The sequence below is a fragment of the Catellatospora aurea genome (assembly GCF_042663325.1).
Lineage (GTDB): Bacteria > Actinomycetota > Actinomycetes > Mycobacteriales > Micromonosporaceae > Catellatospora > Catellatospora aurea.
The window spans coordinates 1-24,312 of the sequence record NZ_JBHTAC010000010.1 but is presented as its reverse complement, the minus strand read 5'-3'; the positions used below and the strand labels follow the sequence as shown (position 1 = coordinate 24,312).

Here is a 24,312-nt window from a genome sequence, read left to right as displayed (position 1 = left end):
TCGCTCTCCTAGCGCAGCTTCGGGTCGAGTGCGTCGCGCACGGCGTCGCCGAGCATGACGAAGCTGAGCACCGCGATGGCCAGGAAGGCGGCCGGGAAGGCCATCATGTACGGAGCGGCCTCCATGAACTGCCGGCTCTGCCCGATCATGATGCCCCAGGAGACGACCGGCTCCCGCAGGCCGACACCGAGGAAGGACAGCGTCGCCTCGGCGCCGATGTACGCGCCGAGCGTGATCGTGCCGACGACCACCATCGGGGCGACGGAGTTGGGCAGGACGTGCCGGAAGACGACCCGGCCCGGCCGGGCGCCCAGCGCCTGCGCGGCGTGCACGTAATCCAGCTGCTTGGTCGACAGCACCGCCGCCCGCATGATGCGGGCGAACGACGGCCAGCCCAGCGCGATGAACGTGATGATCACCAGGCTGGTGATGCGGAACGCGCTCGGGTTGCTCTGCACCGGGGCGAAGGTCGACAGGATCACCAGCGCGCCGAGCACGAACGGCAGGCCGAGGAAGATGTCGCCGAACCGCGCCAGCAGCGTGTCCGTCCACCCGCCAAGGTAGCCGCTCAGGATGCCGAAGAACCCGCCGAGCAGCATGTTGCCGATGACGGCGGACAGACCGACCACGATCGAGGCGCGGGCGCCGTAGATCGTGCGGGCGTAGATGTCCTGGCCCTGCACGTTGTAACCGAACTGGCCACCCTTGCCGAACTGGAACCAGGCCCCGAAGTCGGGCTTGGTCAGGCTCCGGTTGAGGTCCGCAGCAGCCGGGTCGACGGAGCTGAACAGCGACGGGAACGCCGCCATCAGCACGAAGATCATGATCAGGATCGCCGAGATCACGAAAAGCGGCTTGCGTCGCAGCTCGTACCAGGCGTCCGTCCACAAGCTGCGGGGCTTGTCCTTCTTGTCTTTCTTGGGAGCCGACTCCACGGGGGCCGGGGTCACCGGCATCGGGACGGCTTCGGCCGTGGGGGTGGCCACTTCGGGGCTACTCATAGCGGATCCTCGGGTCCAGGACCCCGTACAGAAGGTCCACGAGCAGGTTGACGACGAGGTAGACGAGCACAAGGATCGCCACGATCGATACCACGACGCCGGACTGCCTACGGTTGATCGAGTCGAACAGCAGGCCGCCGATGCCGCGGATGTTGAAGATGCCCTCGGTGACGATGGCGCCGCCCATGAGCGAGCCGAGGTCGAGGCCGAGCCAGGTGACCACCGGGATCATCGAGTTGCGCAGCGTGTGCACACCGGTGACGCGGCTCGGGGTCAGGCCCTTGGCGACCGCGGTCCGCACGTAGTCGGCCCGCCGGTTCTCCACCAGGTTCACCCGTGTCAGCCGGGTGATGTAGGCCAGCGACCCGCTGCCCAGGATGAGTCCTGGAATGATCAGCTCCACCAGCGGCGCCTCCGGCGACACCGAGGAGAGGTTCAGCGAGTAGCGGGCCACGAGGCCGATGACGAAGATCGGCAGCGCGATCAGGACCAGCGTCGACACCAGCACCAGGTTGTCGATGAAGCTGCCCCGGCGCAGACCGGTGAGCACACCGGCGGTGATGCCGATCAGGGCCTCCGCGGCCACGGCCACCAGCGCGAGCTTGATGGACACCGGGAACGCCTGGCCCAGCAGCTCGCCGATCTCGGTGCCGTTGAAGGTCTGGCCGAACTCGCCTTGCATCAGGTTGGTCAGGTAGTTCAGGTACTGGATCGGCAGCGGGTCGTCCAGGCCGAACTTGTCGGTCATGAAGTCGACGTACGCCTGCGGGCACTGCCGCTCGCCGCATCGTCCTGCAAAGGGGTCACCTGGTAGTCCCCACACCAGGAACCAGATGAGAAAGGTGGTGCCGATGAAGACAGGGATCGCCTGCAGCAAACGGCGGAGGGCATATCGCCCCATGACTACTCCTCACTGAGCCTCGCCGAGATAGGGCCGACCCCACATGCCACAGCGGTCACCCGCCGCGTCACCTGGGGTCGGACCCGCCGGCGTGCCGTGCCCGCGAAGGCCCGGCACGCCGGTTCATATCCGGTGTCTAGCTCACTTGACCGTGACCGTGGCCAGGTCGAGCTCGCCGAAGGTGTTGATGGTGACGGTGCCGAGCTTGGCGGACCACACCGACTGCTGCGACGAGTGCCACAGCGGGATGGTCGGCATGAGCGCCGGCAGCATCGCCTCGGCCTCCTGGTAGAGCTTCTCGGCGGCCGCGAGGTCGGCGGTGCCGTCGGCCTCCTTCAGCTTGGCGTCGAAGGCGGCGTCGGTGAACTTGCCGTCGTTGGACGAGGCACCCGTCTTGAGGAGCGGGTTCAGCCAGTTCTCGATGTGCGGGTAGTCAGCCTGCCAGCCGGCGCGGGACATGCCCGTCATCTTCTGGGTGGTGACCAGGGTGCGGAACTCACCGAAGGTCGGGAACGGCTTGCCCACGCACGGCACACCCAGCGAGGTCTGGATGCTGTTGCAGACCGCGTCGACCCAGTCCTTGTGGGAGGCGTCGCCGTTGTAGGCCAGCGAGATCTCCTTCGGCTTGGTGGTCGCCGACTCGAACAGGGCCTTGGCCTTGGCGGCGTCGAAGGTGCAGAACTCGCCACACACGTCGGCCTTGTAGCCGGCCATGTTCGGGTTGACCCAGCCGTTGGCCGGAATACGGGTCTTGTTGAAGATCTTCTCGGTGATCAGCTTGCGGTCGATCGCCATCGACAGCGCCTGGCGCACCTTCGGGTCGTTGTAACCCGGCAGCCAGGTCGGCATCGCGATGAACGCGGAGGTCGAAACCGGCTTGTTGCTCGACGCCGACGGGAAGTCCGTCTTGTACAGGTCACCGATCAGCTTGGCCGACGGAACCTGCTGCTGGAAGTCGATCTGGCCCTGCTTGACGTCCTCGTAGGCGGCGGAGTCGTCGGTGTAGACGCGGAAGATGACGTCCTTCACCTTCGGCTTGTCGGCGCCCTGGTAGTCGTCGTTACGGGTGACCTTCAGCTCGACGTTCTTGGTCCACGACTCGAGCTTGAAGGGGCCGTTGCCGATCGGCTTCTGGCCGAAGGCGGCCGGGTCCTTGAAGAACACGTCCGGCAGCGGCATGAACGCCGAGTAACCGACCTTGATCGGCCACAGGTTCGACGGGCCGCCCAGGGTCACCTCGAACGTGGTGTCGTCGACGACCTTCAGACCGTCCATCTTGTCCTTGGCCGGCTTCGGAGCCTCCTTCGGGCCCTCGCCGTCCGGGTCCTCGCTGGTGACGTCGGCGTAGCCCTTGATGTCACCGAAGAACGTGCCGTTGATGAGGCCGTTCGGGGTGTACGCGGCGTAGTTCCACGCGTCGACGTAGTTCTTCGCGGTGACGGGGGTGCCGTCGTGCCACTTCCAGCCCGACTTGAGCTTGACGGTCCAGGTCGTACCGCCGTCAGCGGAGGTGATCGACTCGGCGTTCGCCATCTCGGTCTTGGCGTCGGCGGCCGCGTAGTTCGTCAGACCGGTGAAGAGCGCGTCGACGACCACGCCGCCCTGGGTCTCCGAGGTACCGGCCGGCACCAGCGGGTTCTGGGGCTCGCCCCAGCTGATGATGAACGAGCCGTCGTTCTTGGGGGTCTCCGGCTCAGGCGTGCTGGTGCAACCAGCCGCGGCCAGGGCGACAGCGGTCAGACCGACTGCCACCTTCCATGGGGTAATCCCACGCATGCGTGTGCCTCCTCAGGCGCTCACGAGGGGGTGTGAGGTGGCCACACTTTCGCACCCCGCGAGCACGCGCCGGAAGGGCCTGATACCAACCCGTTACCGAGACGGGACGACGCCGATATCCCGCAAAGAAATGCTTCACATCTCTACGTCGCCCCCTGACCAGCGGTTTTTGTGCTGGTCAGGGCCGTAGTCGATCGAGGAACGAAACACGATGGTAACTGGCATCCCAGCCTGTGGGCGATACCGAGAGTCACACGAGGCGTCTATCTGCTGCCCAACGCGACAATTCATACCTGTTGGACATCTGCAGCTTGCGGAGCACATTGGACACGTGGGTCTCCACCGTCTTGATGGAGATGAACAGCTCCTTGGCGATCTCCTTGTACGCGTACCCCCGCGCCAGCAGCCGCAGCACCTCGCGCTCCCGGTTGGTCAGCTGGTCCAGCTCCGGGTCGGCCACGGGCGCGTCCGGGCGGGCGGCGAAGGCGTCCAGCACGAAGCCGGCCAGCCGCGGCGAGAAGACCGCGTCCCCGTCGGCGACCCGCCGGATCGCGTCCACCAGGTCGTCCGGGGAGATCGTCTTGGTGACGTAACCGCGTGCGCCCGCCCGGATCAGGCCGATCACGTCCTCGGCCGCGTCGGAGACCGACAGCGCCAGGAAACGCACCTGCGGCTGGGTCTTGCGCACCGCGTCGAGCACCGCGCGGCCCCCGCCGTCGGGCATGTGCACGTCCAGCAGCACCACGTCCGGGACCACCGAGCCGATCATCGACACGGCCTGGGCCACCGTCGCCGCCTCGCCGACCACGTCGACGTGCGCGCCCAACTCGGCCCGCACGCCCGCCCGGAACATCCCGTGGTCGTCGACCAGGAACACCCGCAACCGCTGCCCGTCCTCGGTGGTCATGTTCACTCCTCGCTCAGCTCGTGCTGCCCGCTCATGCCGGCGTCTCCTTGGGCTCCTTCGGGGAGGTGACCGTCATGGTCAGTCTGACCTCGGTGCCCTCACCGACCTCGCTGCGGATCTCCGCGTGGCCGCCGTGCCGCGACATGCGCCCGATGATCGAACCACGGACGCCGTGCCGCCGCTCCTCGACACCGTTGGGGTCGAACCCGACGCCCCGGTCGCGGACGAACACGCTCAGCATCGTCGGCTCCGCCTCGGCGTACAACGACACGGTCTTGACCTTGGCGTGCCGGGCCGCGTTGACCAGCGCCTCGCGCGCCGCGGCGACGATCGCGGCCACCTTGTCGTCCACCATGCGGTCGCCGACCACCACCGCCTCCACGGCGATGCCGTAGGTGTCCTCCACCTCCGCGGCCGCCTGCTGCAGCGCGGCGGCGAAATGCTCGGTCGGCGACCCGGTGGGCTGGTAGAGCCAGTTGCGCAGGCTGCGCTCCTGGCCGCGGGCGATGCGCTGCACCGTCGCCGGGTCGCCCGCGTTGCGCTGGATCAGCGCCAGCGTGTGCAGCACCTGGTCGTGCACCATGGCGGCCAGTTCGGCGCGTTCCTGCTCGCGGATGCGGCCCTCGCGCTCGGCGCGCAGCGCGGTCAGCGTGCGCCACAGCACCGGGGCCGCGACCAGGCCGACGCCGGCGAGCGCCACCAGCGCGAACGCGATCGCCCGCCACATGTCGGCCCAGGAGATGTTGGCGACCGGGGAGTAGAGGAAGACCAGCCCGAGGATGCCCACCGCGACCAGCACCCCGCCGGCCAGGAAGCGCAGCAGGTAGATCCGACGGTCGCCGTCGGAGAGGGCGGCCAGCCAGGGCGCCGACGGCGACTCGTCGGACCAGCGCTGGCGGCGGTCCGGGTCGCTCTGGTGCCAGATGATGCCCGCGCCGACCGCGACCAGCGCGACCAGCCAGCCGACGGTCATCCCGATCCCGCCGTTGTGGTTGATCAGCGTGCTGACCGTCATCAGCGCCAGCCCGGCCAGCACGAAGGGGGCCAGCCGCAGCAGCGAGCGGGGCCGGGTCTCCCCCGGTCCGGCCGGCAGCACGGCCCAGAAGGCGGCGTACAGCAGCGCGCCCAGTCCGTTGATCGGCAGCAGCAGCACGAAGGCGATCCGGATCAGCGTCGGCGACAGCCGGGTGTTCGCGGCGATGCCCCCGGCCACCCCGGCGACCAGACGGTCGGAGCGGGAGCGGGTCAGGCGGGGGTATTCCGGCACGGAGGGCTGCACAGCACCGATGGTTTCACGGGAGGCGTGCCGTCGCCCACGGGTGAGGCCCCGGAGATGGGCCGCGCGACATTCTCAGGGTCCGCTCAGGGTCGCCGCCTGAGGCAGGTCAGGCCTGCTCAGCGGGACTATCGACAGCATGAGCGATGAGACCCCGACGCCCCCCGGCGCGGCGCCCTCCGAGCAGGCTCCGCCCGCGGCGCAGGCTCCACCCCCTCCCCAGGGCGAGCCCACCTCCCCGTACGTGTCCTGGGCGGCGCCGTACGGCCTGATCCGGCCGCGCCACGGCCGCTACCTGGCCGGCGTGTGCGGCGCGCTGGGCCGCGCCACCAAGACCGACCCGCTGCTGTGGCGGGTGCTGATCGGCGTGCTCTGCGTGTTCGGGGTGGGCGTCGTCATCTACCTGGCGGCCTGGCTGCTCACCCCGGCTGAGGGCGACAGCTCCTCGCCGGTCGAGGCGCTGTTCGGCCGCGGCTACTCCAGCACCTCGTCCACGCTGACGCTGGTGATCGGCGTGCTGACGGTGATCCTCATCGGGGCGGTGACCAACAGCTTCGAGGTCGCCGTGATCGCGGCGATCGGGCTGGTCATCGCCGCGCTGGTGGTGAGCCGCAACACGGCCGGCCAGCAGCCGCGCAGCCGGCCCGGCGCGACCTACCTGCCCCCGGACTACGCGACGCAGCCGGTCACCGTGCCGGCCGCCGTGCCGGCCACGGTGACCGTTCCGGCGCCGCCGGTGGAGCCCACCGGCTACCGGCCCCCGTTCGCCCCGCACGGGCCGTACGCCCCCGCCGCCCCGCCGCCCCCGCCGCCCCCGCTCAAGGCGCCGAAGGTGAAGCGGGAGCCGTCCCGGCTCGGCCGGCTGATCTTCGGGCTGGCCATGCTCACGCTCGGCGCCCTGGCCATGATCGACATGACCGGCCGGTCCGTGCCGGGCAGCACCTACGTCGCCGCCGCGCTCGCCGTGGTGGGCGTCGGCCTGGTCATCGGCGCGTGGTTCGGCCGGGCCCGCGGCTACATCGTGATCGGCATCGCGCTCGCCCTGGCCCTGCCGATGGCCGCCGCCGGCGGCGACTGGAGCCGCGAGCGCACCCAGGCCGGCAGCGTGACCTGGGCCCCGACCACCTTCGAGGACCTGCACGACCGGTACGAGCACCGCTTCGGCGAGGCCACCCTGGACCTCACCGGGCTCGACCTGACCGGCAAGGACATCCAGGTCACCGCCCAGATCACCGGCGGCGACCTGACGGTCATCGTCCCGCCGGACGTGGACGTCACGGTCGTCACCGAGGTCAACCTGGCCGACGCCGACGTGTTCGGCCGCAGCGTCAGCGGGGCCGGGCAGCGCGACACCCAGACCAGCCTCGGCGACGACGGCAAGCCGGGCCCCGGCAAGCTCAAGCTCGTACTCGACGTCAACCTCGGTCACGCGGAGGTGATCCGGTGAAGAACCACCGCACCGACTCGGTATCGCTCTTCTTCGGCCTGGTCTTCCTGCTCGTCGCGGGCGCGTTCCTGGCCCGCGAGGTCATCGACGTGGAGCTGCCCTCGCTGGGCTGGTTCATCGCCGGTGGCCTGATGATCCTGGGTGTGCTGGCCGTGCTGGGGGCCCTGTCGCCCCGGCGGGCCGCCGAGCCGGCCGCGGTCGAGCCCGCGCCGGACGAGGCGGAGCAGGCCGAACGGGCCGAGCCCGAGCACGCCGGCTGAGCATCCCCGCACCAAGCGCCCCTCACCGCGCGAGCCCGCGGTGGGGGGCGCTCTATGCTGACCGGTGAGACACACCGGTCGACGACGACGAGGAGCAGCCGCCGTGAGCGAGCACGACCCGCTCGGCCAGGCTGCCGACGAGCGCAGCGAGCAGCAGGCGTGAGCGAGCGCAGCGAACCGACCACGACGCCCGGTCACGCCGCCGAAGAGCGCACTGAGGAGAAGGAATGAGCCAGCACCCGACCGATCGTCCCGGCGCCCCCGCGCTGGGCCCGCTCGGCCAGATCCGGATCGGCGACCGCGCCGCCCGCACCCTGACGACCGAGCTGGCCCGCCACGCCGGCCCCAAGACGGCCCTGCTGGTCGGCGCGTCAGCGGACTCGCTGGTGCTGGCCGAGGCGCTGGACGCGCTGCTGCCCGGTGACAAGCTCACCGTGGTCGCCGCCGACGCGGGCGTCGCGGGCCACCTGGCCACCCTGGGCAGCTTCCTCGCCGAGCGGGTCAAGGTCGTCGACGACCTGGCCGCGGCCGAGGCCGCCGACCTGGTCATCGTCGCCGAACCGGTGGTCGGCTCCGGCGAGGAGGCCCGCAACACCGTCGAGCAGCTGAGCAAGTACGTCGCCGAGGGCGGTCTGCTGATCATCGCCGCGGTGGCCCTGCCCGGCCTGTCCGGCGGCGCGACCGACGAGCTCGACCGCATCGCGGCCCGCCAGGGCGTCGGCTCCGACCTGGTGCTGCGCAACACCCCGCCGGTACGCGTGCACCGCCTGCGCTTCACCGACGTCGACCCGGCCGTGGCCGCCAAGCTCAGCCCGGCGTTCCGGCCGTCCAGCGTGCCGCTCTACGGCACCATGAACATCGACTCCAACGGCGTCGCGGCGGCAGGCATCGCGCTGGGCGCGGCCGCGTTCCTCAAGGCCACCCGCCCGAAGTCGAAGGCGTGGGTGCTCCCGGCGCTGCTGGCCGCCCCCGTGGCCGCCTTCTTCCGGGACCCCGAGCGCGAGGTGCCCGCCGACCCGAGCGCGGTCGTCGCCTCCGCCGATGGCAAGGTCCTCAGCGTGGAGCACATCTACGACGAGCGCTTCGCCGACGAGGAGTTCCTGCGCGTCGCGGTGTTCCTGTCCGTGTTCGACGTGCACGTCAACCGGGCCCCGGTGGCCGGCAAGGTGGTGGACTACTTCGTCGAGGACGGCGGGTACGCCAACGCGATGAAGCCGGAGGCCGAGCACAACGTGGCCGCGTACACCGTGCTGGAGACGCCGGACCGCAGCCGGGTCGTGGTGGCGCAGCGCACCGGCCTGATCGCCCGGCGCATCGTGCAGCGGGCCCCGATCGGCGCGCTGCTGGCCAAGGGCGAGCGCTTCGGCCTGATCCGCTTCGGCTCGCGCACGGACGTCTACCTGCCCGCCGACAAGGCCGAGGCCCTGGTCGCCCCCGGCGACCGCGTCTCCGGCGGCTCCACGGTCATCGCCCGCCTGCGCTGACCCGCACCACTTCCCCGGACCGGGGCCCCGCCGCACTCCGCGGCGCGGGCTCCGCTCCCTTCTCACCGTGCAAAAGAGCGCCGCCCCAGTCCACTGGACCGGGGCGGCGCTGCTGTGATCTGTGATCAGGCCATGCGGGCGGTCGCCCGGCGCTGGCGGGCCCAGATGACCGGGCCGCTCAGCAGGTAGACCAGCACCAGCAGGCCGAAGGTCACCTGCGTGTTCCAGACCAGGCCGACCAGCGGCAGCAGGAACAGCGTCGGCGGCAGCTTGACCACCTTCGCGAGCTTGGCGTACGGGAAGCTGGAGACCATCGCGATGGCCAGCAGCACCACCCCGAACACCAGCGCCTCGGCCGGCAGCGCGCTGCCCATCGTGGTCTTCAGCAGCACGGTCACGGCCAGCACGGTCGCCGCCATGGTGGTCGGCACGCCGCAGAAGAAGCGGCCGTCCTTCGGCGAGACGTTGAACCGGGCGAGCCGGATCGCCGCGCAGCAGGCGACCATGGCGCAGGCCGCGATCAGGACGGGCGTGGGCACGCTGCCCCGGAGCGTGGCGAACACGACGACGGGCGCGGCGATGCCGAACGACGTCATGTCGCCCAGCGAGTCCATCTGCACGCCGAACGGGCTGGCGACGCCGAACTTGCGGGCCAGCGCGCCGTCGAGGCCGTCGAAGGTGATGCAGGCCAGCAGGCACAGCGCGCCGTACATCGGGGCGCGGCCGTCGGGCCGGCCGATGACCGCGAGGAAGATCGCGGTCATGCCGAGCATCAGGCTGCTCAGCGTGCAGGCCTGTACAAGCGCGAACTTGATGCGGCGGTCGAGCGTGCGCTCGCCCGGCAGCAGCGGGATCGTCGTCGGGGTCGGCTGCTCCACCGGCTCGGCCGTGGCGGCCTGCTCGATGGAACGCAGTTCGACCGGGTCAAGGCCAGGCAGCGCGGTGCTCGTCGCAACGGAAGGGTCGGCCTTGCGCAGGCGGCCCACCGGCACCAGCAGCATCTGCCGGGCGAAGGAGCCACCGGCACGCAAGCGGCCGGTCCACTGGCGGCCCGCGGGGCGCGGGCTGTCCGTCAAGCGACGCCGACGCCATAAGGCTCTCGGCACGTGTCGTCCCTCCATACCGGTTTCGGTTCCTTTCCGCCGCCTCAGCGGACCGACCGGCTTTTGCGGCCTACACCATCGCACACGTCCGCGTGCCTTGGCGATACCCGGCGCGATCTTCGTGCGCCGTCCCTGCTGACGGGGGCAATCGCCACCGGAAGGCAGCAAAGCTCCGGGGGCTGTTCGTCTTGTCAGCGTCCGAGTCTACCCGACAGCGGCAATCAGGAAATATGTCGCAATTCTCGGTGAGCCGACTCGGTCAGCGGAATACCGTCCAGCTCAGCCGGGGTGAACCAGCGCGCCTGCGCGGTCGACCCGCCGACCGCCTCGGTGACCGACGGCACTGTGGGCTCCGGCACCTCCACCCGGAACACGGCACGCACGGTGTACCAGTCGTACGGCTCGCCCTCGGGGCCCATGGCGGCGGGGTTGTGCGTCGAGTTCACCCGGAGCAGCTCGGTCACCTCACCGACCTGCCCCGACTCCTCGTAGATCTCGCGCACGAGGCCGATGGCCGGGGTCTCGCCGAAGTCGGTGCCGCCGCCGGGCAGGTGCCACTTGCCCGCACCCGGGTAGTTCTCCGCGATCAGCGACAGCAGCACCCGGCCGGCCGGGTCGGTGACCAGGCCGTACGCCCCGAAACGGGAGACCTTGCGCCCGCCGCCGAGGTGGCGGCCGTTCGGCCCGGTCTCGCCCGACTCGTCGGGCGACGCGGGGCGCTGCCCGCTCGCCGGACCGGTGGCGTCCAGCCCGAGCGTGCGCGCCGCGAAGGGGATGAGGTCCAGCGAGCCCAGGCGCGACAGCTCGATCCACGCGGGCAGGTCAGAGGTGCCGTCGGCTTCCACGGTCAGGTCGCCGCCGGTGACGGTCATGTCGTAGATGATCCGGTCGTGGTGCAGCAGCACCCCGCGCCACGGGAACTCGACGAGGTCCGAGGTCACCTCGCGCAGGCCCGCGATCCGGGCGGTCAGGCCGGTCTCCTCGCGGAACTCGCGGACCACGGCCTCGGCCGGGTCCTCGCCGTGCTCCAGGCCGCCGCCGGGCAGGAACCAGACGCCAGGGAAGTTGGATCGGGCCGACGAGCGGACCAGCAGCAGCCGGCCCTGCTCGTCGTGCGCTATGCCGTAGGCCCCGATACGCCGCCTTTTCTCCACCACGACAGGCTATCGGGCCCGCACGACACGACCACCCCGTGCCACGGCCGCCCCCGTGGCACGTCGGGCCGGTGCCGGAGCAGGTCAGACCGAGGGCCGTGTGAGCGAGGCCGCCTTCAGGGCCTCCGCGGTGACTTCGGTGACGTCCTCCGGGCCGAGCTCGCCCAGCTCGTCGGAGGTGACCCAGCGGGCCTCGGCGGTGGAGCCGCCGACGTCGTACACCTTGGGCTGGGTGGCCCGGTCGACGCGGACCCGGTAGAAGGCCCGCACGCCGTGCCAGTCGATGGGGTAGCCCTCCGGGCCCAGCGAGGCCGGGTCCCGGTGGCTGGCCACGCCGAGCAGCTCGCCGAGCCGGCCGCGCTGGCCGGTCTCCTCGACCAGCTCCCGGATCAGGGCGACCCCGGGCTGCTCGCCGTAGTCGGTGCCGCCGCCGGGCAGGTGCCACTTGCCCGCGCCGGGATAGTTGGCCGCGATCCGGGTCAGCAGCACCCGCTGCAGCCGGTCGGTGACCACGGCGTACGCCGCGAAGCGCTGCGCGCGGTGCAGCCCGTCGGGCCCCGGCGCGGCGAAGAAGGACGGGAAGTCGGGCACCTCGTCGGGCAGCAGGTCGATCGCCGCCTCGGTGATGCCCAGCGCGCCCGCCGTGAACGGCCGCAGCGGCAGCTTCGCCGCCTCCTCGGGAGTGAACCAGCCGACCAGGTCGGTGGGCTGGTCGACGCGCTCCCGCAACGCGCCGCCGCGAACCCGGGCCGCGTAGATGACGCGGTCGGTGTGGATGGTGACGCCGCGGTGCGGCAGCGCCCGCATGTCGGCCAGGACGTCGCACAGCCCGGTCACGGCCACGCTCAATCCGGTCTCTGCGGCGGTCTCCCTGACGACGGTGTCATTGGGATGCTCGCCGTGGTCCACTGCCCCGCCAGGCAGGGACCACACGCCCGGTGTCCCGGACTTCATCGAGGCGCGGACCAGGAGCACCTGGTCGGTCTCGTTGGTGATGACGGCGTATGCGGCGATCCGCCGCAACGGCTCCAGCGCGGTGGTCACGAGAAACCATTCTCCCCCGGCACGAAGATCACGACAAGATGTCCGATTTTACGATCATGTTTACACCGTTAAACGACGGTTTGTACCGGCCGTTCGGCCTACCCCAGAAGTGATCAAAGGCCCCACCCGGTAAGGGTGAGGCCTCGATCAGGCAAAAGCGGGATTCACTCCCATTCGATGGTGCCCGGCGGCTTGCTCGTCACATCCAGGGTGACCCGGTTGACCTCCCGCACCTCGTTGGTGATCCGGGTCGAGATCCGGGCGATGAGGTCATACGGCAGCCGCGACCAGTCGGCGGTCATCGCGTCCTCGCTGGAGACCGGGCGCAGCACGACCGGGTGGCCGTAGGTGCGGCCGTCGCCCTGCACGCCGACCGAGCGCACGTCGGCCAGCAGCACCACGGGGAACTGCCACACGTCGCGGTCCAGCCCCGACGCGCTCAGCTCCTGGCGGGCGATCAGGTCGGCCGCGCGCAGGATGTCGAGGTTGTGCTGGTTGACCTCGCCGATGATGCGGATGGCCAGGCCCGGACCCGGGAACGGGTGCCGCCAGACCATCTCCTCGGGCAGGCCCAGGCTCTGGCCCAGTGCCCGCACCTCGTCCTTGAACAGCATGCGCAGCGGCTCGACCAGGTCGAACTTGAGGTCGTCGGGCAGGCCGCCCACGTTGTGGTGGCTCTTGATGTTGGCGGTGCCGGTGCCGCCGCCGGACTCCACCACGTCCGGGTAGAGCGTGCCCTGGACCAGGAAGCGCACGTCGCCGGCGGTGGCGATCTCGCGGGCCGCCGCCTCGAAGACCCGGATGAACTCCCGGCCAATGATCTTGCGCTTGGCCTCGGGGTCGGTGACCCCGGCCAGCGCGCCCAGGAAGCGCTCGGTCGCGTCGACCACCTTGAGCTTGATGCCGGTCGCGGCCACGTAGTCGCGCTCGACCTGCTCCGCCTCGCCCGCACGCAGCAGGCCGTGGTCGACGAAGACGCAGGTCAGCTGGTCGCCGACGGCCTTGTGCACGAGCGCCGCGGCCACCGCCGAGTCGACGCCGCCGGACAGGCCGCAGATCACCTCGGCGTCACCGACCTGGGCGCGGATCGCGGCCACCTGGTCGTCGATGACGTTGCCCATGGTCCAGACCGGCTCGATGCCGGCCACCTCGTGCAGGAACTTCTCCAGCAGGCGCTGGCCGTACGGGGTGTGCGCCACCTCGGGGTGGAACTGCACCCCGGCGAAACCGCGGCTGACGTCCTCGAACGCGGCGACCGGGGCGCCCGGCGAGGCGGCGGTGACGGTGAACCCGGCCGGGGCGGCGCTCACGCAGTCGCCGTGGCTCATCCACACGTCCTGGCGCGCGGGCAGGCCCGCGAAGAGCACGCCCGCCTCGGGCTGCGCCTCGACCACGGTGCCGCCGAACTCGCGCAGGCCGGTGTGGCTGACCGTGCCGCCCAGCGCGGCGGCCATCGCCTGGAAGCCGTAGCAGATGCCGAACACCGGCACACCCTGCTCGAACAGGGTCGCGTCGACCTGCGGGGCGCCGCGCTCGTACACGCTGGACGGGCCGCCGGACAGGATGATCGCGGCCGGGTTCTTGCGCATCATCTCCTCGACCGGCATGGAATGCGGCACGATCTCGGAGTAGACCCGGGCCTCCCGCACCCGACGGGCGATCAGCTGGGCGTACTGGGCACCGTAGTCAACCACCAGGACGGGGCGAGGCGTCGTCATGACGTCAATCTTAGGGTGCGACGCAGGTCACCCCACGTAGTGGACCCCGTCCGGGTACGGGTACGGGTTGGGCTTGCAGCCCTGCAACGACTTGGTCTGCTGCTGCATCACCGGCGCGAGCTTGCCGTTGCCTGGGCAGTTGACGTGGCCCTTGCCGAGAAAGTGACCGACCTCATGGTTGATGACCATGTGGCGGTACACCTCCATGTCGGTGAACCCGTCCGCGCCGTTGGTCCAGCGCCGCAGATTGATCACGACGTTGTCGCCGTACCGGCAGGAGAAGATGCCGTTGGTCTGCAGCCCGGCCTTGGCGCAGAGCCGGTCGGTGGTGCCCGGGGTGGACAGCATGATCCGGAAGTTCGCGCTCGCGCCCGGGGCGACCCGCTGGAAGCGCCACTTCTTCGAGGCGATCCAGCTGTGCTCGTCGGCCAGCACCTCCTCGACCACGGCCGCGAATCCGTCCGGATCGAACGCGGTGATGCCCTCCTCCACCTGCACCTGATACCGGCGCAGCGTGCCGGCGTCGCCGACGACCGGCGAGCTGCCCGCCGCGGTGACGAACGTGCCCTCGCCCCGCTCCAGCACCGCGGCGTTCTTCGTCGGCTTCGGCGACGGCTTCACCGACGGCGACGGCTCCGCGGCCGAGGGCTCCGCCGACGCCATCGGCTGCGGCGACGCGGCCGGCTGGAACGCGGGCTGTTCGGGCTGCTCGGACGTGCCGCACCCGGCCAGGGCCAGGGCGAGCACGGCGACCGTCGTCATACGAGCGGTGAAGATCCTCCCCATGGCGATCACCTTATGTGGGCAGACCGTTCCTGTGGAGGTAGTCCCGCGCCCAAACCTGCTCGACTCCTTCGGCGAACGCGCCACCGGGCGGGTCGGACGTCCAGACGTGCATCATCTCCGGCACGGTGACCGCCACGGCCAGCGCCGGGCAGCCGCCGTACGGGGTGACCACGCCGATGCCCGGCGGCGCTACCGACAGGCACAGGTTGTGCGCGTGCCAGCGGGTCACCGGCCCGCCCGGGTCGGGGCCCGCCGCACCGGCGCGCTCCATCACGAAGACCACGCCGAGCAGGCTCGCCCGCCCGTCCTCGATCGCGAACACCAGCATCTCCGGGCGGGCCGGATCGAGCACGGCTCCGTCGGCCTTGAACCCCGGATGCTCCAGGTGCACATCGGTGCCGGTCCGGCCGGTGATCGGCAGCCGGTATCCGGCGGCCAGCGCGTCGGCCAGGCGGGCGAACCGGCGTACCGACTCTCTGGTCGCCGACGCCAGGCGGGCGGCGGCCGCCGACTGCGCGGCGGTCGGGTGGTGGTCGCCCGACAGCGGGCGCATGATGACCCCGGCCTGGGCACGGGCCAGGTGCTCGTGACCGCCCGCGTGGCTGTGCCCGACCGCCGGGGCCTCTTCCGCGCTCGCCGCCGACCCGGCCGACTGGTGTGCTTGGAGCGTCGACAGCCAGATGACCAGTCCGGTCAGCAGCACCCCCGCGACGGTGGAGGTCGAGCCCAGCCCACGCAGCAGTCGGCGCGGGCGACCCGGAACCCGCTGCGGCACGGCGGCCAGCCCGAAGGCGACCAACTCCACCAGGGCCGCGGCGATGCCGACCTGGTCGGCTTCCTCACCGCCCCGGAGCAGCACGATCACGTAACCGAGCAGGTTCAGCGGGACCAGCAGCACCGTCCCGGCGCGCCAGCCCCGGCGGCCGGTGAAGGCCAGCCACGACAGCAGCCCGTAGACCAGGCCGCTGCCCAGGAAGCCCACAGTCAGCAGGGCGCTGTCCCGGTGGCCGAGCGGCAGCGCCAGGTGCACCGCGCCCGCCGCGCCCAGCAGCACGAACGCCCAGCGCGCCACCGGCGACGCCGGGCCGCCCCGCAGGAACGGCACGAACAGACAGGCCACGATCCCGGCGGCCAGCGCGGCGGTGTGCTCCGGCGCAATACCCGTGAGCATCGACTCCAGCGGGTTCATCGGGCCACCGCCGGCGGGGCCGGTTCCGGCTCCGGTTCGATCAGCAGGCGTACGCAGGTCACGGTGACCGCGACCGGTAGTGCCACCCCGGTGAGCAGCCCCGTCAGCGTCGGCGTGAAGTCCAGTTGGGGCAGCGCCCCGGCCACCACGCTCAGCCCGAACCCGGCCAGCGTCAGCAGCTGCAGCGCCACCACGCCGATCAGCGCGCCGCGCCGCCCGCGCACCACCAGCGCCGCGAACACCAGCGTCACCGCCGCCTTCGTCACCGGCGCGAGCGCGTAGAGCGGGCTGCCGCCCATGAACAGCAGCTCGCCCAGCATCGCCAGCAGCCCCGCACCTACCTGCACCAGCAGCAGCACGTACACCACGTCGGCGCGGCCGGACTCTTTCCGGCGGCTCTCGTCCACCCGGTCAGGCTGGGGCGTGCGCATCGCGTTCAGGTCACGGTCAGGTGATTTTCCGGTACGGCTCGCCCAGCGGCGGCCGCCGATCCGGCTCGCCCTTCACCGGCCATGCCGCGAACGCCCGCTCGGCCTGCGCGGTGATGGTCAGCGACGGGTTCACGCCCAGGTTCGCCGCGACCGCGGCCCCGTCGGCGACGTGCAGCCCCGGATGCCCGAAAACGCGCTGGTACGGGTCCACGACCCCGTGTTCCGGGTCCGCCCCGATCACGGCGCCGCCCAGGATGTGCGCGGTCAGCGGGATGTCGAGCACCTCCGGCAGCGCCCCGCCCGGCAGCCCGCCGATCTCCTCGGCCAGCAGGCGCACCGCCTCGTTGCCGGCCGGGATCCACGTCGGGTTCGGCGCACCGTGGCCCTGCGTCGAGCGCAGCCCGCCGCGCCGCAGCCGCACCGTCAGCGAGTTGTCCGCCGACTGCATGACCAGCGCGATGATGGTCCGGTTGGACCAGTCGCGCACCGACATCGCCCGCAGGTACGCGAACGGCCACCGGAACATCGCCGCCGCCCAGCGTCGCCCGCGCCCCGGCCCGCCGTCGGTCAGCGCCGACTGCAGCAGCCCCATCGAGTTCGAGCCCTTGCCGTAGCGCACCGGCTCGACGTGGGTCCGCTCGTCCGGATGGAACGAACTCGTGATCGCCACACCCTCGGTGTACTTCAGCCCCTGCTTGCGGGCCTGCCCCGGCAGCACCGTCGCGCCGACCAGCGACTCGGAGTTGGTCCGGGTCAGTGCGCCGAGCCGGTCGGACAGGTGCGGCAGGTCGCCCGAGGCTTTCATGCCGTGCAGCAGCCGCTGCGTGCCGAGCGCGCCCGCCGCGAACACCACCTGCCCGGCCTCGATCACCCCGCCGCCGGCCGCGCGCCGCCGCCGCCCGAACCGCGCCCCGGTCCGGGCCAGCTCCACCCGGTAGCCGCCGCCCTCGACCGGCTTCACGGCGGTGACCGTCGACATCGGGAAGATCTGCGCACCGGCCTTCTCGGCCAGCCACAGATAGTTCTTGACCAGGGTGTTCTTGGCGTTGTGGCGGCAGCCGGTCATGCACTCGCCGCAGTGCAGGCAGCCCGCCCGCGCGGGCCCTTTGCCGTCGAAGTAGGGGTCCGGCACGGACTGGCCCGGCATGCCCAGGAAGACGCCGACCGGGGTCGGGTGGAACGTGTCGCCGACGCCCATACGCTCGGCGACCTTGCGCATCGCCTCGTCGGCCGGGGTGGTGCGGTCGTAGACGGTCACGCCGAGCATGCGCTCCGCGGTGTCGTAGTGCGGGGCCAGTTCGGCCTTCCAGTCGGCGATGTCGCGCCACTGCGGGTCGGTGTAGAAGGCGTCGAGGGGGCGGTACAGCGTGTTGGCGTACACCAGGGAGCCGCCGCCGACGCCCGCGCCGGACAGCACCAGCACGCCCGCGCCGTCGTGGCCCTTGTCGGGGCGCAGCAGGGTGATCCGCTGGATGCCGTAGCAGCCCAGCGCCGGGGCCCACAGGAAGCGCCGCAGCCGCCAGCTGGTCTTCGGGAAGTCCTGGTCGGCGAAGCGCCGCCCCGCCTCCAGCACGGCCACCGAGTAGCCCTTCTCGGCCAGCCGCAGCGCCGCCACACTCCCGCCGAACCCGGAGCCGATCACCACCACGTCGTAGCGCATGCCGAGATTATTACCGGCCAGTTAACTTCACGGAAGGGTCGGCGGGCGGTTGTAGCGGTCCATGGCGGCCTTGTTGGTGGAGGCTTCCTGGAAGACCAGTTCCCAGGGGCCGGTGTTGACGTCCATCTCCTTGCCGAACCCCACCCACTGACCCGCCATGCGCCGCCCGGTCGGCTCCACCAGCAACTGGATCGCCCCGTGGTAGCGGGCACCGCGGTAGTAGCCGTCGGCGGCCGTCTGCTCCACCCAGGTGCCGGTGACGACGTTGCCGTCCACGGTCAGGTCCAGGGTGAGCGGCGAGTCCGAGGAGCCCGGCAGGCTGCGCACCGTGAGCCGGTCGCCGTGCTGGAGAACCACCACGTAGTGCACGCCGACGAAGGTGCCCTCGCGACCGCTGGAGTGGTACTCGTACCGGCTGAGCCAGATGCCGGAGTGGTTGCCCCCGGACACCGCCGAGGCGCGTGGCAGATTCGGCATCGGCTGCGCCGGCACCTTGGGCTCGGTGGCCGTGTCCGCGCCGTCTGCGGAGGCGGGCGGGTTGGGCACCATGAGCGAGAACCCCAGGGCGCTGATCGGCAGACCGGTGACGACCTCCAGGGCGCGGGCGTACGTCGGCCGCGGAGTAACGATGACGCCCGACTCCCAGCGCTGGACCAGCCGCTTGTTGGCATCGTTGGGCACACCGGCCCGCCGCCCCGCGTCGCGGATGGCGCGGGCGAAGTCATCCTGGCTCATGAGCATGCCCATGCGCACAGCACGCAGTGTCGCGTTTGGAGCCGTCATACCAACACCATACGCCGATGACGCCGAAATGACGCCCTGGATGTCACCGGATCGACGCCCCAGCAGACGCCGCCGAGCACACCCGAATCGCCATACGGTGCCCACATGGACACGCCGATGGTCGAGCAGGAGTTCCTCCGATACGCCGAGGCCCAAGCCGCCTACGGCCGTCACCTACTCGTGGTGCACCGGCGGGACGGCACGGGCCGCTGCACCTCGTGCGGTCGGGTCCACCCCTGCGATCGGCGCGCCCACGGCGGGCGGCTCATCGTCCACTACCAGGACTGGGCGGGTCACGAGCCGGTCCCAGGGCAGCCGCGGCACCGTATCCCCGAATAGGACCCGGGCGCGGGTGGCGCCCATGGCTCGCACCTCAGGCCCACCCGCGCCCGCCCGAAACAAGTCCGTCGACGGCGACTCACATCATCTTTGATGTGGGCACATCAAAGATGATGTGAGCGCACGCGCGACGTGGTGCTCGCCTGGGGCGACACGATCGAGGTGATCGCCCGGCGGGACGGTCACTGGGCGGGGCGGCCGGTTTCGAAGAGCCACTTCTGGAAGAAGTCGGTCAGGTTCTGGCCGCTGATGCGTTCGGCGAGGGTGATGAACTCGGCGGTGTTGGCGTTGCCGTCGCGTTGCTCGGCGGCCCAGGTCTTGAGGATCTCGAAGAACTTGTCGTCGCCGACGAGCTTGCGCAGCGCGTGCAGGGTCATCCCGCCGCGGTCGTACACGCTGCCGGAGAAGATGTTGTCCGCGCCGGGCGCGCCGGGGGCGATGTCCCAGATCCGGTTGCCGGGGTCCTCGTACCGGGAGTCGAACTCCTTCTGGATGGTGGACACGCCGATCTTCTCGCCCCACATCCACTGGGCGTACGTCGCGAAGCCCTCGTTGAGCCAGATGTGCTCCCAGCGCTCCACCGACACGCTGTCGCCGAACCACTGGTGGGCCAGCTCGTGGGCGACCACGATCGTGTTCTGCCCGCGGCTCCAGAACGCGTTCGAGTAGACCGGCCGGGTCTGCGTCTCCAGCGCGTAGCGCACCCGCTCGTCGTCGATGACGATGCCGCCGTACGCGTCGAACGGGTACGGGCCGAAGTACTGCTCCAGGAAGTCGGTGATCTCGGTGGTCTTCGCCATGGCCTCGTCGATGTCGCCCTTGGGCAGCGTCTCGGCGATCGCGGTCAGCACCGGCTTGCCCTTGTGCACGCCCTCGACGGTGCGGTAGTCGCCGATCACGAAGGTGGCCAGGTAGGGGGCCATCGGCGAGGTGACCTTCCAGCGCCAGCTGGTCCAGCCGTTCGCGGTGGACTTGCCTTGGAGCAGGCCGTTGCTGATGGCGTCGAGGTCACCGGGCACGGTCAGCTCGATGGCGTACAGCGCCTTGTCCTTGGGGTGGTCGTTGACCGGGAACCAGGTGGTCGCCGACTCGGGCTCGCCGAGGGTGAAGGCACCGTCGGGAGTGGTCAGGAAGCCGGTGATGCCCAGGTCGGGGGCGGTGATCGCCTTGGGCACGCCGCCGTAGGTGATCACGGTGACGAACTGCTTGCCGGACGCGACCGGGACGACCGGCGTGATGATCAGCTCGTCGCCCTGCCGGGTCGAGGTGGCCGCCACACCCTCGACGGTGATCTTCTCGACGGTGAGGCCGTGCAGGTCGAGGTGGAACTTCGACAGGTCGGTGGTGGCGGTGGCGGTCATCGTGGCGACGCCCGCCAGCTTGTCCGTCGCCGGGTCATACTTGATCTTCAGGTCGTACGCCGAGACGTCGTATCCGCCGTTGCCGTAACCGGGGAAGTACGGGTCGCCGGCCCCGGCCAGGTTGACCGGCACGGGGACCGGAGCGGGGAACTCCTGCGCGCCCGCTCCGCTGAACAGGGGCCGGGTCTGGCCCGAGCAGCCGCCCAGCAGCGCGGCCGTCACCGCCGCCGCCACGACCCACGTACGCCTGACCATGCGACCTCCCGCCGTAGAGCCTCCACCCTAACCGCCGCCGCCGAAGCGGGGCGGCGACTCGGCCCGCAACGACGACGAAGCCCCGCCGAGCTGCGTACAGCAGCGGCGGGGCTTCGCTCGATCGATCAGTTGTCGAGCAGCAGGCCGACCTTCTGGAACTCCTTCAGGTCACGGTAGCCGCACTTGGCCATGGCCCGCTTGAGGCCGCCGAACAGGTTCAGCAGTCCGTCCGGATCGGTCGCCGGGCCGTAGAGCACCTGCTCCAGCGTGCCGAGCGGCTCCGGGGTCAGCCCGATCGAGCCGCGCGGCAGCTTCGGGTGGCTGGCCGACGGGTGCCACCACAGGCCGTTGCCGGGCATGCCCTCGGCCAGCGACAGCGGCGCGCCGAGCATGACCGCGTCCGCGCCGCAGCCCAGCGCCTTGGCGATGTCGCCGGAGGTGTGCAGGTCGCCGTCGGCGATCAGGTGCACGTACCGGCCGCCGGTCTCGTCGAGGTAGTCGCGGCGGGCCGCGGCGGCATCGGCGATCGCGCTGGCCATGGGCACCTTGATGCCGAGCACGGCGTCGCTGGTGGTCAGGTGGTCGGCGCCGATGCCGACGATGACGCCTGCCGCGCCGGTGCGCATCAGGTGCAGCGCCGTCTGGTAGTTCGTGCAGCCGCCGACGATGACCGGCAGGTCCAGGTCGGCGATGAACTCCTTGAGGTTCAGCGGCTCGTCCACCGTGGAGACGTGCTCCGCCGACACGATGGTGCCCTGGATGACCAGCAGGTCCACCCCGGAGTCGAGGATGACCGGGGCCAGCGCCAGGGTGTGCTGCGGGGAGACTCGCACCGCCACGGTGACGTTGCCGCCGCCGTCGCCCGCCAGCGCCCGCATCTCGCGCACCCGCTCCGCGATCAGCTCCGGCTTGATCGGCTCGGCGGCGTAGAGCTGCTGGAGCCGGGCCGTCAGGTTCTCGTCCTCGCCGGCCTCGGCCAGCGCTTCGAGCTGCTTGCGCGGGTCCTCGTACCGGGTCCACAGGCCCTCGACGTTGAGCACACCCAGCCCGCCGAGCCGGCCCAGCGCCACCGCGCTGGCCGGGCTCATGATGGCGTCGGACGGGTGCGCCACGCACGGGATGCCGAACTTGTACGCGTCGAGCTGCCAGTTCGTCGAGACGTCGTCCACATCGCGGGTACGGCGGCTCGGCACGATCGCGATGTCATCCAGGTGGTAGCCGCGCTGGGCGGTCTTCCCCATGCCGATCTCGACGATGTCACGCACAGTGGGTCCTCTCCGCGGTTCGCTTAAGCATGCAGACGCTACCGCGAGTGGTAGTTCGGCGCTTCCACGGTCATCTGGATGTCGTGCGGGTGGGACTCCTTGAGCCCCGCCGCGGTGATGCGCACCAGCTGACCCTTGGCCCGCAGCTCGGCGATGTCGGCCGCGCCGCAGTAGAACTGCGCCTGGCGCAGGCCGCCGACGAGCTGGTGGGCGACCGTGGCCAGGGTGCCGCGGTAGGGCACCTGGCCCTCGACGCCCTCGGGGATGAGCTTGTCGGCCTGGGTGACGTCGGCCTGGAAGTAGCGGTCCTTGGAGTACGACTGGGCGGCCGGGCCGCGGGCCAGCATCGCGCCGAGCGAGCCCATGCCGCGGTACGCCTTGAACTGCTTGCCGTTCATGAAGACCAGGTCGCCAGGGCTCTCCTCGCAGCCGGCCAGCGCCTGCCCGAGCATGACGGTCTCCGCCCCGGCCACGATCGCCTTGGCGATGTCGCCCGAGTACTGGATGCCGCCGTCGCCGATCACCGGCACGCCCGCGGGCGCGCAGGCCCGAGCCGCCTCCATGATCGCCGTGATCTGCGGCACGCCGACGCCCGCCACGATCCGGGTGGTGCAGATGGCGCCCGGCCCGACCCCGACCTTGACCGCGTCCGCACCTGCTTCGACCAGCGCCTTCGCGCCGGCGTAGGTGGCCACGTTGCCGCCGACGATGTCGACGTCGGACTCCTTCTTGAGCCGCGCGACCAGCTCCAGCACGGCCCGGTTGTGGCCGTGGGCGGTGTCCACCATGACCACGTCGACGCCCGCGTCGATCAGCGCGCGGGCCCGCTTGTAGCCGTCGTCGCCGACACCCACGGCGGCGGCGACCCGGAGGCGGCCCGCGGCGTCCTTGGTCGCCAGCGGGAACTGCTCGGTCTTGACGAAGTCCTTGACGGTGATCAGCCCGCGCAGCCGGCCGCTCTCGTCGACCAGCGGCAGCTTCTCCACCTTGTTGGTGCGCAGCAGCGCCAGCGCCTGCTCCTTGGACGCCCCCACCGGCGCGGTGACCAGCGGCATCGGGGTCATCACCTCGCGCACCCTCACCGACATGTCGGTGACGAAGCGCATGTCGCGGTTGGTGACGATGCCGACCAGCGTGCCGTCGGCGTCGGTGACCGGCAGGCCGGAGATGCGGTAGCGCGCGCACGTGGCGTCCACGTCGCGCAGCGTGTCGTCGGGCGAGCAGGTCACCGGGTTGGTGATCATGCCGGACTCGGACCGCTTCACCAGGTCGACCTGGGCCGCCTGATCCTCGACCGAGAGGTTGCGGTGCAGCACGCCGATGCCGCCCTGGCGGGCCATCGCGATCGCCATCCGGGCCTCGGTGACGGTGTCCATGGCGCTGGACACCAGCGGGATCTGCAGGGTGACGTTCCTGGTCAACCGGGTCTGGGTGGTCACCTGGCTGGGAATCAGGTCCGACTCGCCGGGCACCAGCAGGACGTCGTCGAAAGTGAGGCCGAGTGGAATCTCGCGGGCGGCATCCATCTTTTTGTCCCCCTGGGTCCGGAGCGCGGCATGTGGGTGTGATGAGGCTCCAATGAATCGTACCCAGCGCCCGACCAGGCCCGAATTCGCCCGGGCGTGGGGTGGCCCACCTCATGGAGATCTGTCGCTGACGCGCGGGGGACTCATGCCTGCGCTCCCGCGCTCAGGGGTCTAACGTGAAGGGGTGCAGCACGACGAGCCCATTGACCCCTTCCACGGGGACCCGACCGACCCCACCGCGGGCCTGGACGACCCCGAGGGCGACGCGTACGGCGAACTCTCGACCTCCGAGCGCGCCGACCTGCTCGCCGACCTCGCCGAGCTCGAGGTCTACCAGGTGCTGCTCTCCCCCAAGGGCATCCGCGGCCTCGTGGTCGACTGCGAGGACTGCCGGGAGCCGCACTACTTCGACTGGGACCTGCTCCGGGGCAACCTGCGCCACCTGCTCGACTCCGGCCGCCCGCGCGTGCACGAGCCTGCCTACGACCCCGACCCGGACCACTACGTGACCTGGGAATACGCCCGCGGCTACGCCGACGCCGTCGACGACATGGTCGAGGAATAACCCCCACCCACCCACCCACCCACCCGCCCGCCCGGCCTGTCTCGGCCCGGCCCGCGCCCGGCCTTCTGCAGCGAGGACTAC

General features: G+C 71.0%; 22 protein-coding genes. 5 read left to right on the top strand and 17 right to left on the bottom strand.

Going from position 1 to position 24,312, the window contains the following annotated elements:
- Positions 1 to 8: 8 nt before the first annotated feature.
- The 5 genes from ACFQO7_RS12180 to ACFQO7_RS12160 all read right to left on the bottom strand — a co-directional run bounded on the left by ACFQO7_RS12180 (position 9) and on the right by ACFQO7_RS12160 (position 5,852).
- Positions 9 to 1,001 (bottom strand): ABC transporter permease, encoded by a 993-nt coding sequence (locus ACFQO7_RS12180; protein WP_376806471.1) that lies wholly within the window; start codon positions 999 to 1,001, stop codon positions 9 to 11.
- Positions 994 to 1,902: an ABC transporter permease gene (locus tag ACFQO7_RS12175; protein ID WP_376806470.1), complete on the bottom strand. Its 909-nt coding sequence runs from the start codon at positions 1,900 to 1,902 to the stop codon at positions 994 to 996. Before ACFQO7_RS12175 ends, ACFQO7_RS12180 begins: the two co-directional genes overlap by 8 nt.
- Positions 1,903 to 2,043: 141 nt before the next feature.
- Positions 2,044 to 3,654: a peptide ABC transporter substrate-binding protein gene (locus tag ACFQO7_RS12170; RefSeq protein WP_376806469.1), complete on the bottom strand. Its 1,611-nt coding sequence runs from the start codon at positions 3,652 to 3,654 to the stop codon at positions 2,044 to 2,046.
- 274 nt (positions 3,655 to 3,928) lie between these two features.
- Positions 3,929 to 4,585 carry a response regulator transcription factor gene (locus tag ACFQO7_RS12165; RefSeq protein WP_361049179.1) on the bottom strand — a complete coding sequence of 219 codons (657 nt, stop codon included), beginning with the start codon at positions 4,583 to 4,585 and terminating at the stop codon, positions 3,929 to 3,931.
- Between the two features lie 31 nt (positions 4,586 to 4,616).
- A complete protein-coding gene (locus tag ACFQO7_RS12160) occupies positions 4,617 to 5,852 on the bottom strand; it encodes an ATP-binding protein (RefSeq protein WP_376806589.1) in 1,236 nt (411 codons plus the stop codon).
- Between the two features lie 148 nt (positions 5,853 to 6,000).
- Between ACFQO7_RS12160 and ACFQO7_RS12155 the strand changes: the two genes are divergently transcribed.
- From ACFQO7_RS12155 to ACFQO7_RS12145, 3 genes are all read left to right on the top strand, one after another.
- Positions 6,001 to 7,308 carry a PspC domain-containing protein gene (locus ACFQO7_RS12155; protein WP_376806468.1) on the top strand — a complete coding sequence of 436 codons (1,308 nt, stop codon included), beginning with the start codon at positions 6,001 to 6,003 and terminating at the stop codon, positions 7,306 to 7,308.
- Complete coding sequence (locus ACFQO7_RS12150) at positions 7,305 to 7,568, top strand: hypothetical protein (RefSeq protein ID WP_360521801.1); 264 nt, start codon at positions 7,305 to 7,307, stop codon at positions 7,566 to 7,568. Before ACFQO7_RS12155 ends, ACFQO7_RS12150 begins: the two co-directional genes overlap by 4 nt.
- A 227-nt stretch (positions 7,569 to 7,795) precedes the next feature.
- A complete protein-coding gene (locus ACFQO7_RS12145; RefSeq protein WP_376806467.1) occupies positions 7,796 to 9,052 on the top strand; it encodes a phosphatidylserine decarboxylase in 1,257 nt (418 codons plus the stop codon).
- Between the two features lie 125 nt (positions 9,053 to 9,177).
- On the opposite strand, the gene ACFQO7_RS12140 is transcribed toward ACFQO7_RS12145, so the two are convergent.
- The 9 genes from ACFQO7_RS12140 to ACFQO7_RS12100 all read right to left on the bottom strand — a co-directional run bounded on the left by ACFQO7_RS12140 (position 9,178) and on the right by ACFQO7_RS12100 (position 18,920).
- Complete coding sequence (locus ACFQO7_RS12140; protein ID WP_360539575.1) at positions 9,178 to 10,083, bottom strand: CDP-alcohol phosphatidyltransferase family protein; 906 nt, start codon at positions 10,081 to 10,083, stop codon at positions 9,178 to 9,180.
- Positions 10,084 to 10,376: 293 nt separating this feature from the next.
- On the bottom strand, positions 10,377 to 11,309 hold the full coding sequence (locus ACFQO7_RS12135) for an NUDIX domain-containing protein (protein WP_376806466.1): 933 nt from the start codon (positions 11,307 to 11,309) through the stop codon (positions 10,377 to 10,379).
- An 84-nt stretch (positions 11,310 to 11,393) separates the two neighbouring features.
- Positions 11,394 to 12,353: an NUDIX hydrolase gene (locus ACFQO7_RS12130; protein ID WP_376806465.1), complete on the bottom strand. Its 960-nt coding sequence runs from the start codon at positions 12,351 to 12,353 to the stop codon at positions 11,394 to 11,396.
- A 164-nt stretch (positions 12,354 to 12,517) separates the two neighbouring features.
- Positions 12,518 to 14,071, bottom strand: a complete 1,554-nt coding sequence (gene guaA / locus ACFQO7_RS12125) for a glutamine-hydrolyzing GMP synthase (protein WP_376806464.1) — start codon at positions 14,069 to 14,071, stop codon at positions 12,518 to 12,520.
- Positions 14,072 to 14,098: 27 nt separating this feature from the next.
- Complete coding sequence (locus ACFQO7_RS12120) at positions 14,099 to 14,857, bottom strand: DUF3152 domain-containing protein (RefSeq protein WP_376806463.1); 759 nt, start codon at positions 14,855 to 14,857, stop codon at positions 14,099 to 14,101.
- A 10-nt stretch (positions 14,858 to 14,867) separates the two neighbouring features.
- A complete protein-coding gene (locus ACFQO7_RS12115) occupies positions 14,868 to 16,046 on the bottom strand; it encodes a hypothetical protein (RefSeq protein WP_376806462.1) in 1,179 nt (392 codons plus the stop codon).
- Positions 16,043 to 16,453 carry a hypothetical protein gene (locus ACFQO7_RS12110; RefSeq protein WP_376806461.1) on the bottom strand — a complete coding sequence of 137 codons (411 nt, stop codon included), beginning with the start codon at positions 16,451 to 16,453 and terminating at the stop codon, positions 16,043 to 16,045. The genes ACFQO7_RS12115 and ACFQO7_RS12110 overlap by 4 nt, the downstream gene beginning before the upstream one ends.
- Positions 16,454 to 16,493: 40 nt before the next feature.
- Positions 16,494 to 18,137, bottom strand: a complete 1,644-nt coding sequence (locus ACFQO7_RS12105) for an FAD-dependent oxidoreductase (protein WP_376806460.1) — start codon at positions 18,135 to 18,137, stop codon at positions 16,494 to 16,496.
- Between the two features lie 27 nt (positions 18,138 to 18,164).
- On the bottom strand, positions 18,165 to 18,920 hold the full coding sequence (locus ACFQO7_RS12100; RefSeq protein WP_376806459.1) for a helix-turn-helix domain-containing protein: 756 nt from the start codon (positions 18,918 to 18,920) through the stop codon (positions 18,165 to 18,167).
- 105 nt (positions 18,921 to 19,025) lie between these two features.
- On the opposite strand from ACFQO7_RS12100, the gene ACFQO7_RS12095 reads away from it, so the two are divergent.
- Positions 19,026 to 19,259 (top strand): hypothetical protein, encoded by a 234-nt coding sequence (locus tag ACFQO7_RS12095; protein ID WP_376806458.1) that lies wholly within the window; start codon positions 19,026 to 19,028, stop codon positions 19,257 to 19,259.
- A 182-nt stretch (positions 19,260 to 19,441) separates the two neighbouring features.
- On the opposite strand, the gene ACFQO7_RS12090 is transcribed toward ACFQO7_RS12095, so the two are convergent.
- The 3 genes from ACFQO7_RS12090 to guaB form a co-directional block, all read right to left on the bottom strand.
- Complete coding sequence (locus ACFQO7_RS12090) at positions 19,442 to 20,875, bottom strand: M1 family metallopeptidase (protein ID WP_376806457.1); 1,434 nt, start codon at positions 20,873 to 20,875, stop codon at positions 19,442 to 19,444.
- Positions 20,876 to 21,000: 125 nt separating this feature from the next.
- Entirely contained in the window at positions 21,001 to 22,140 is a 1,140-nt protein-coding gene (locus ACFQO7_RS12085; RefSeq protein WP_360539549.1) for a GuaB3 family IMP dehydrogenase-related protein, read from the bottom strand.
- A gap of 38 nt (positions 22,141 to 22,178) precedes the next feature.
- Positions 22,179 to 23,666 (bottom strand): IMP dehydrogenase, encoded by a 1,488-nt coding sequence (guaB, locus tag ACFQO7_RS12080; RefSeq protein ID WP_376806456.1) that lies wholly within the window; start codon positions 23,664 to 23,666, stop codon positions 22,179 to 22,181.
- A gap of 184 nt (positions 23,667 to 23,850) precedes the next feature.
- Between guaB and ACFQO7_RS12075 the strand changes: the two genes are divergently transcribed.
- Positions 23,851 to 24,231 carry a DUF5319 domain-containing protein gene (locus tag ACFQO7_RS12075; RefSeq protein WP_166383380.1) on the top strand — a complete coding sequence of 127 codons (381 nt, stop codon included), beginning with the start codon at positions 23,851 to 23,853 and terminating at the stop codon, positions 24,229 to 24,231.
- Positions 24,232 to 24,312 lie beyond the last annotated feature (81 nt).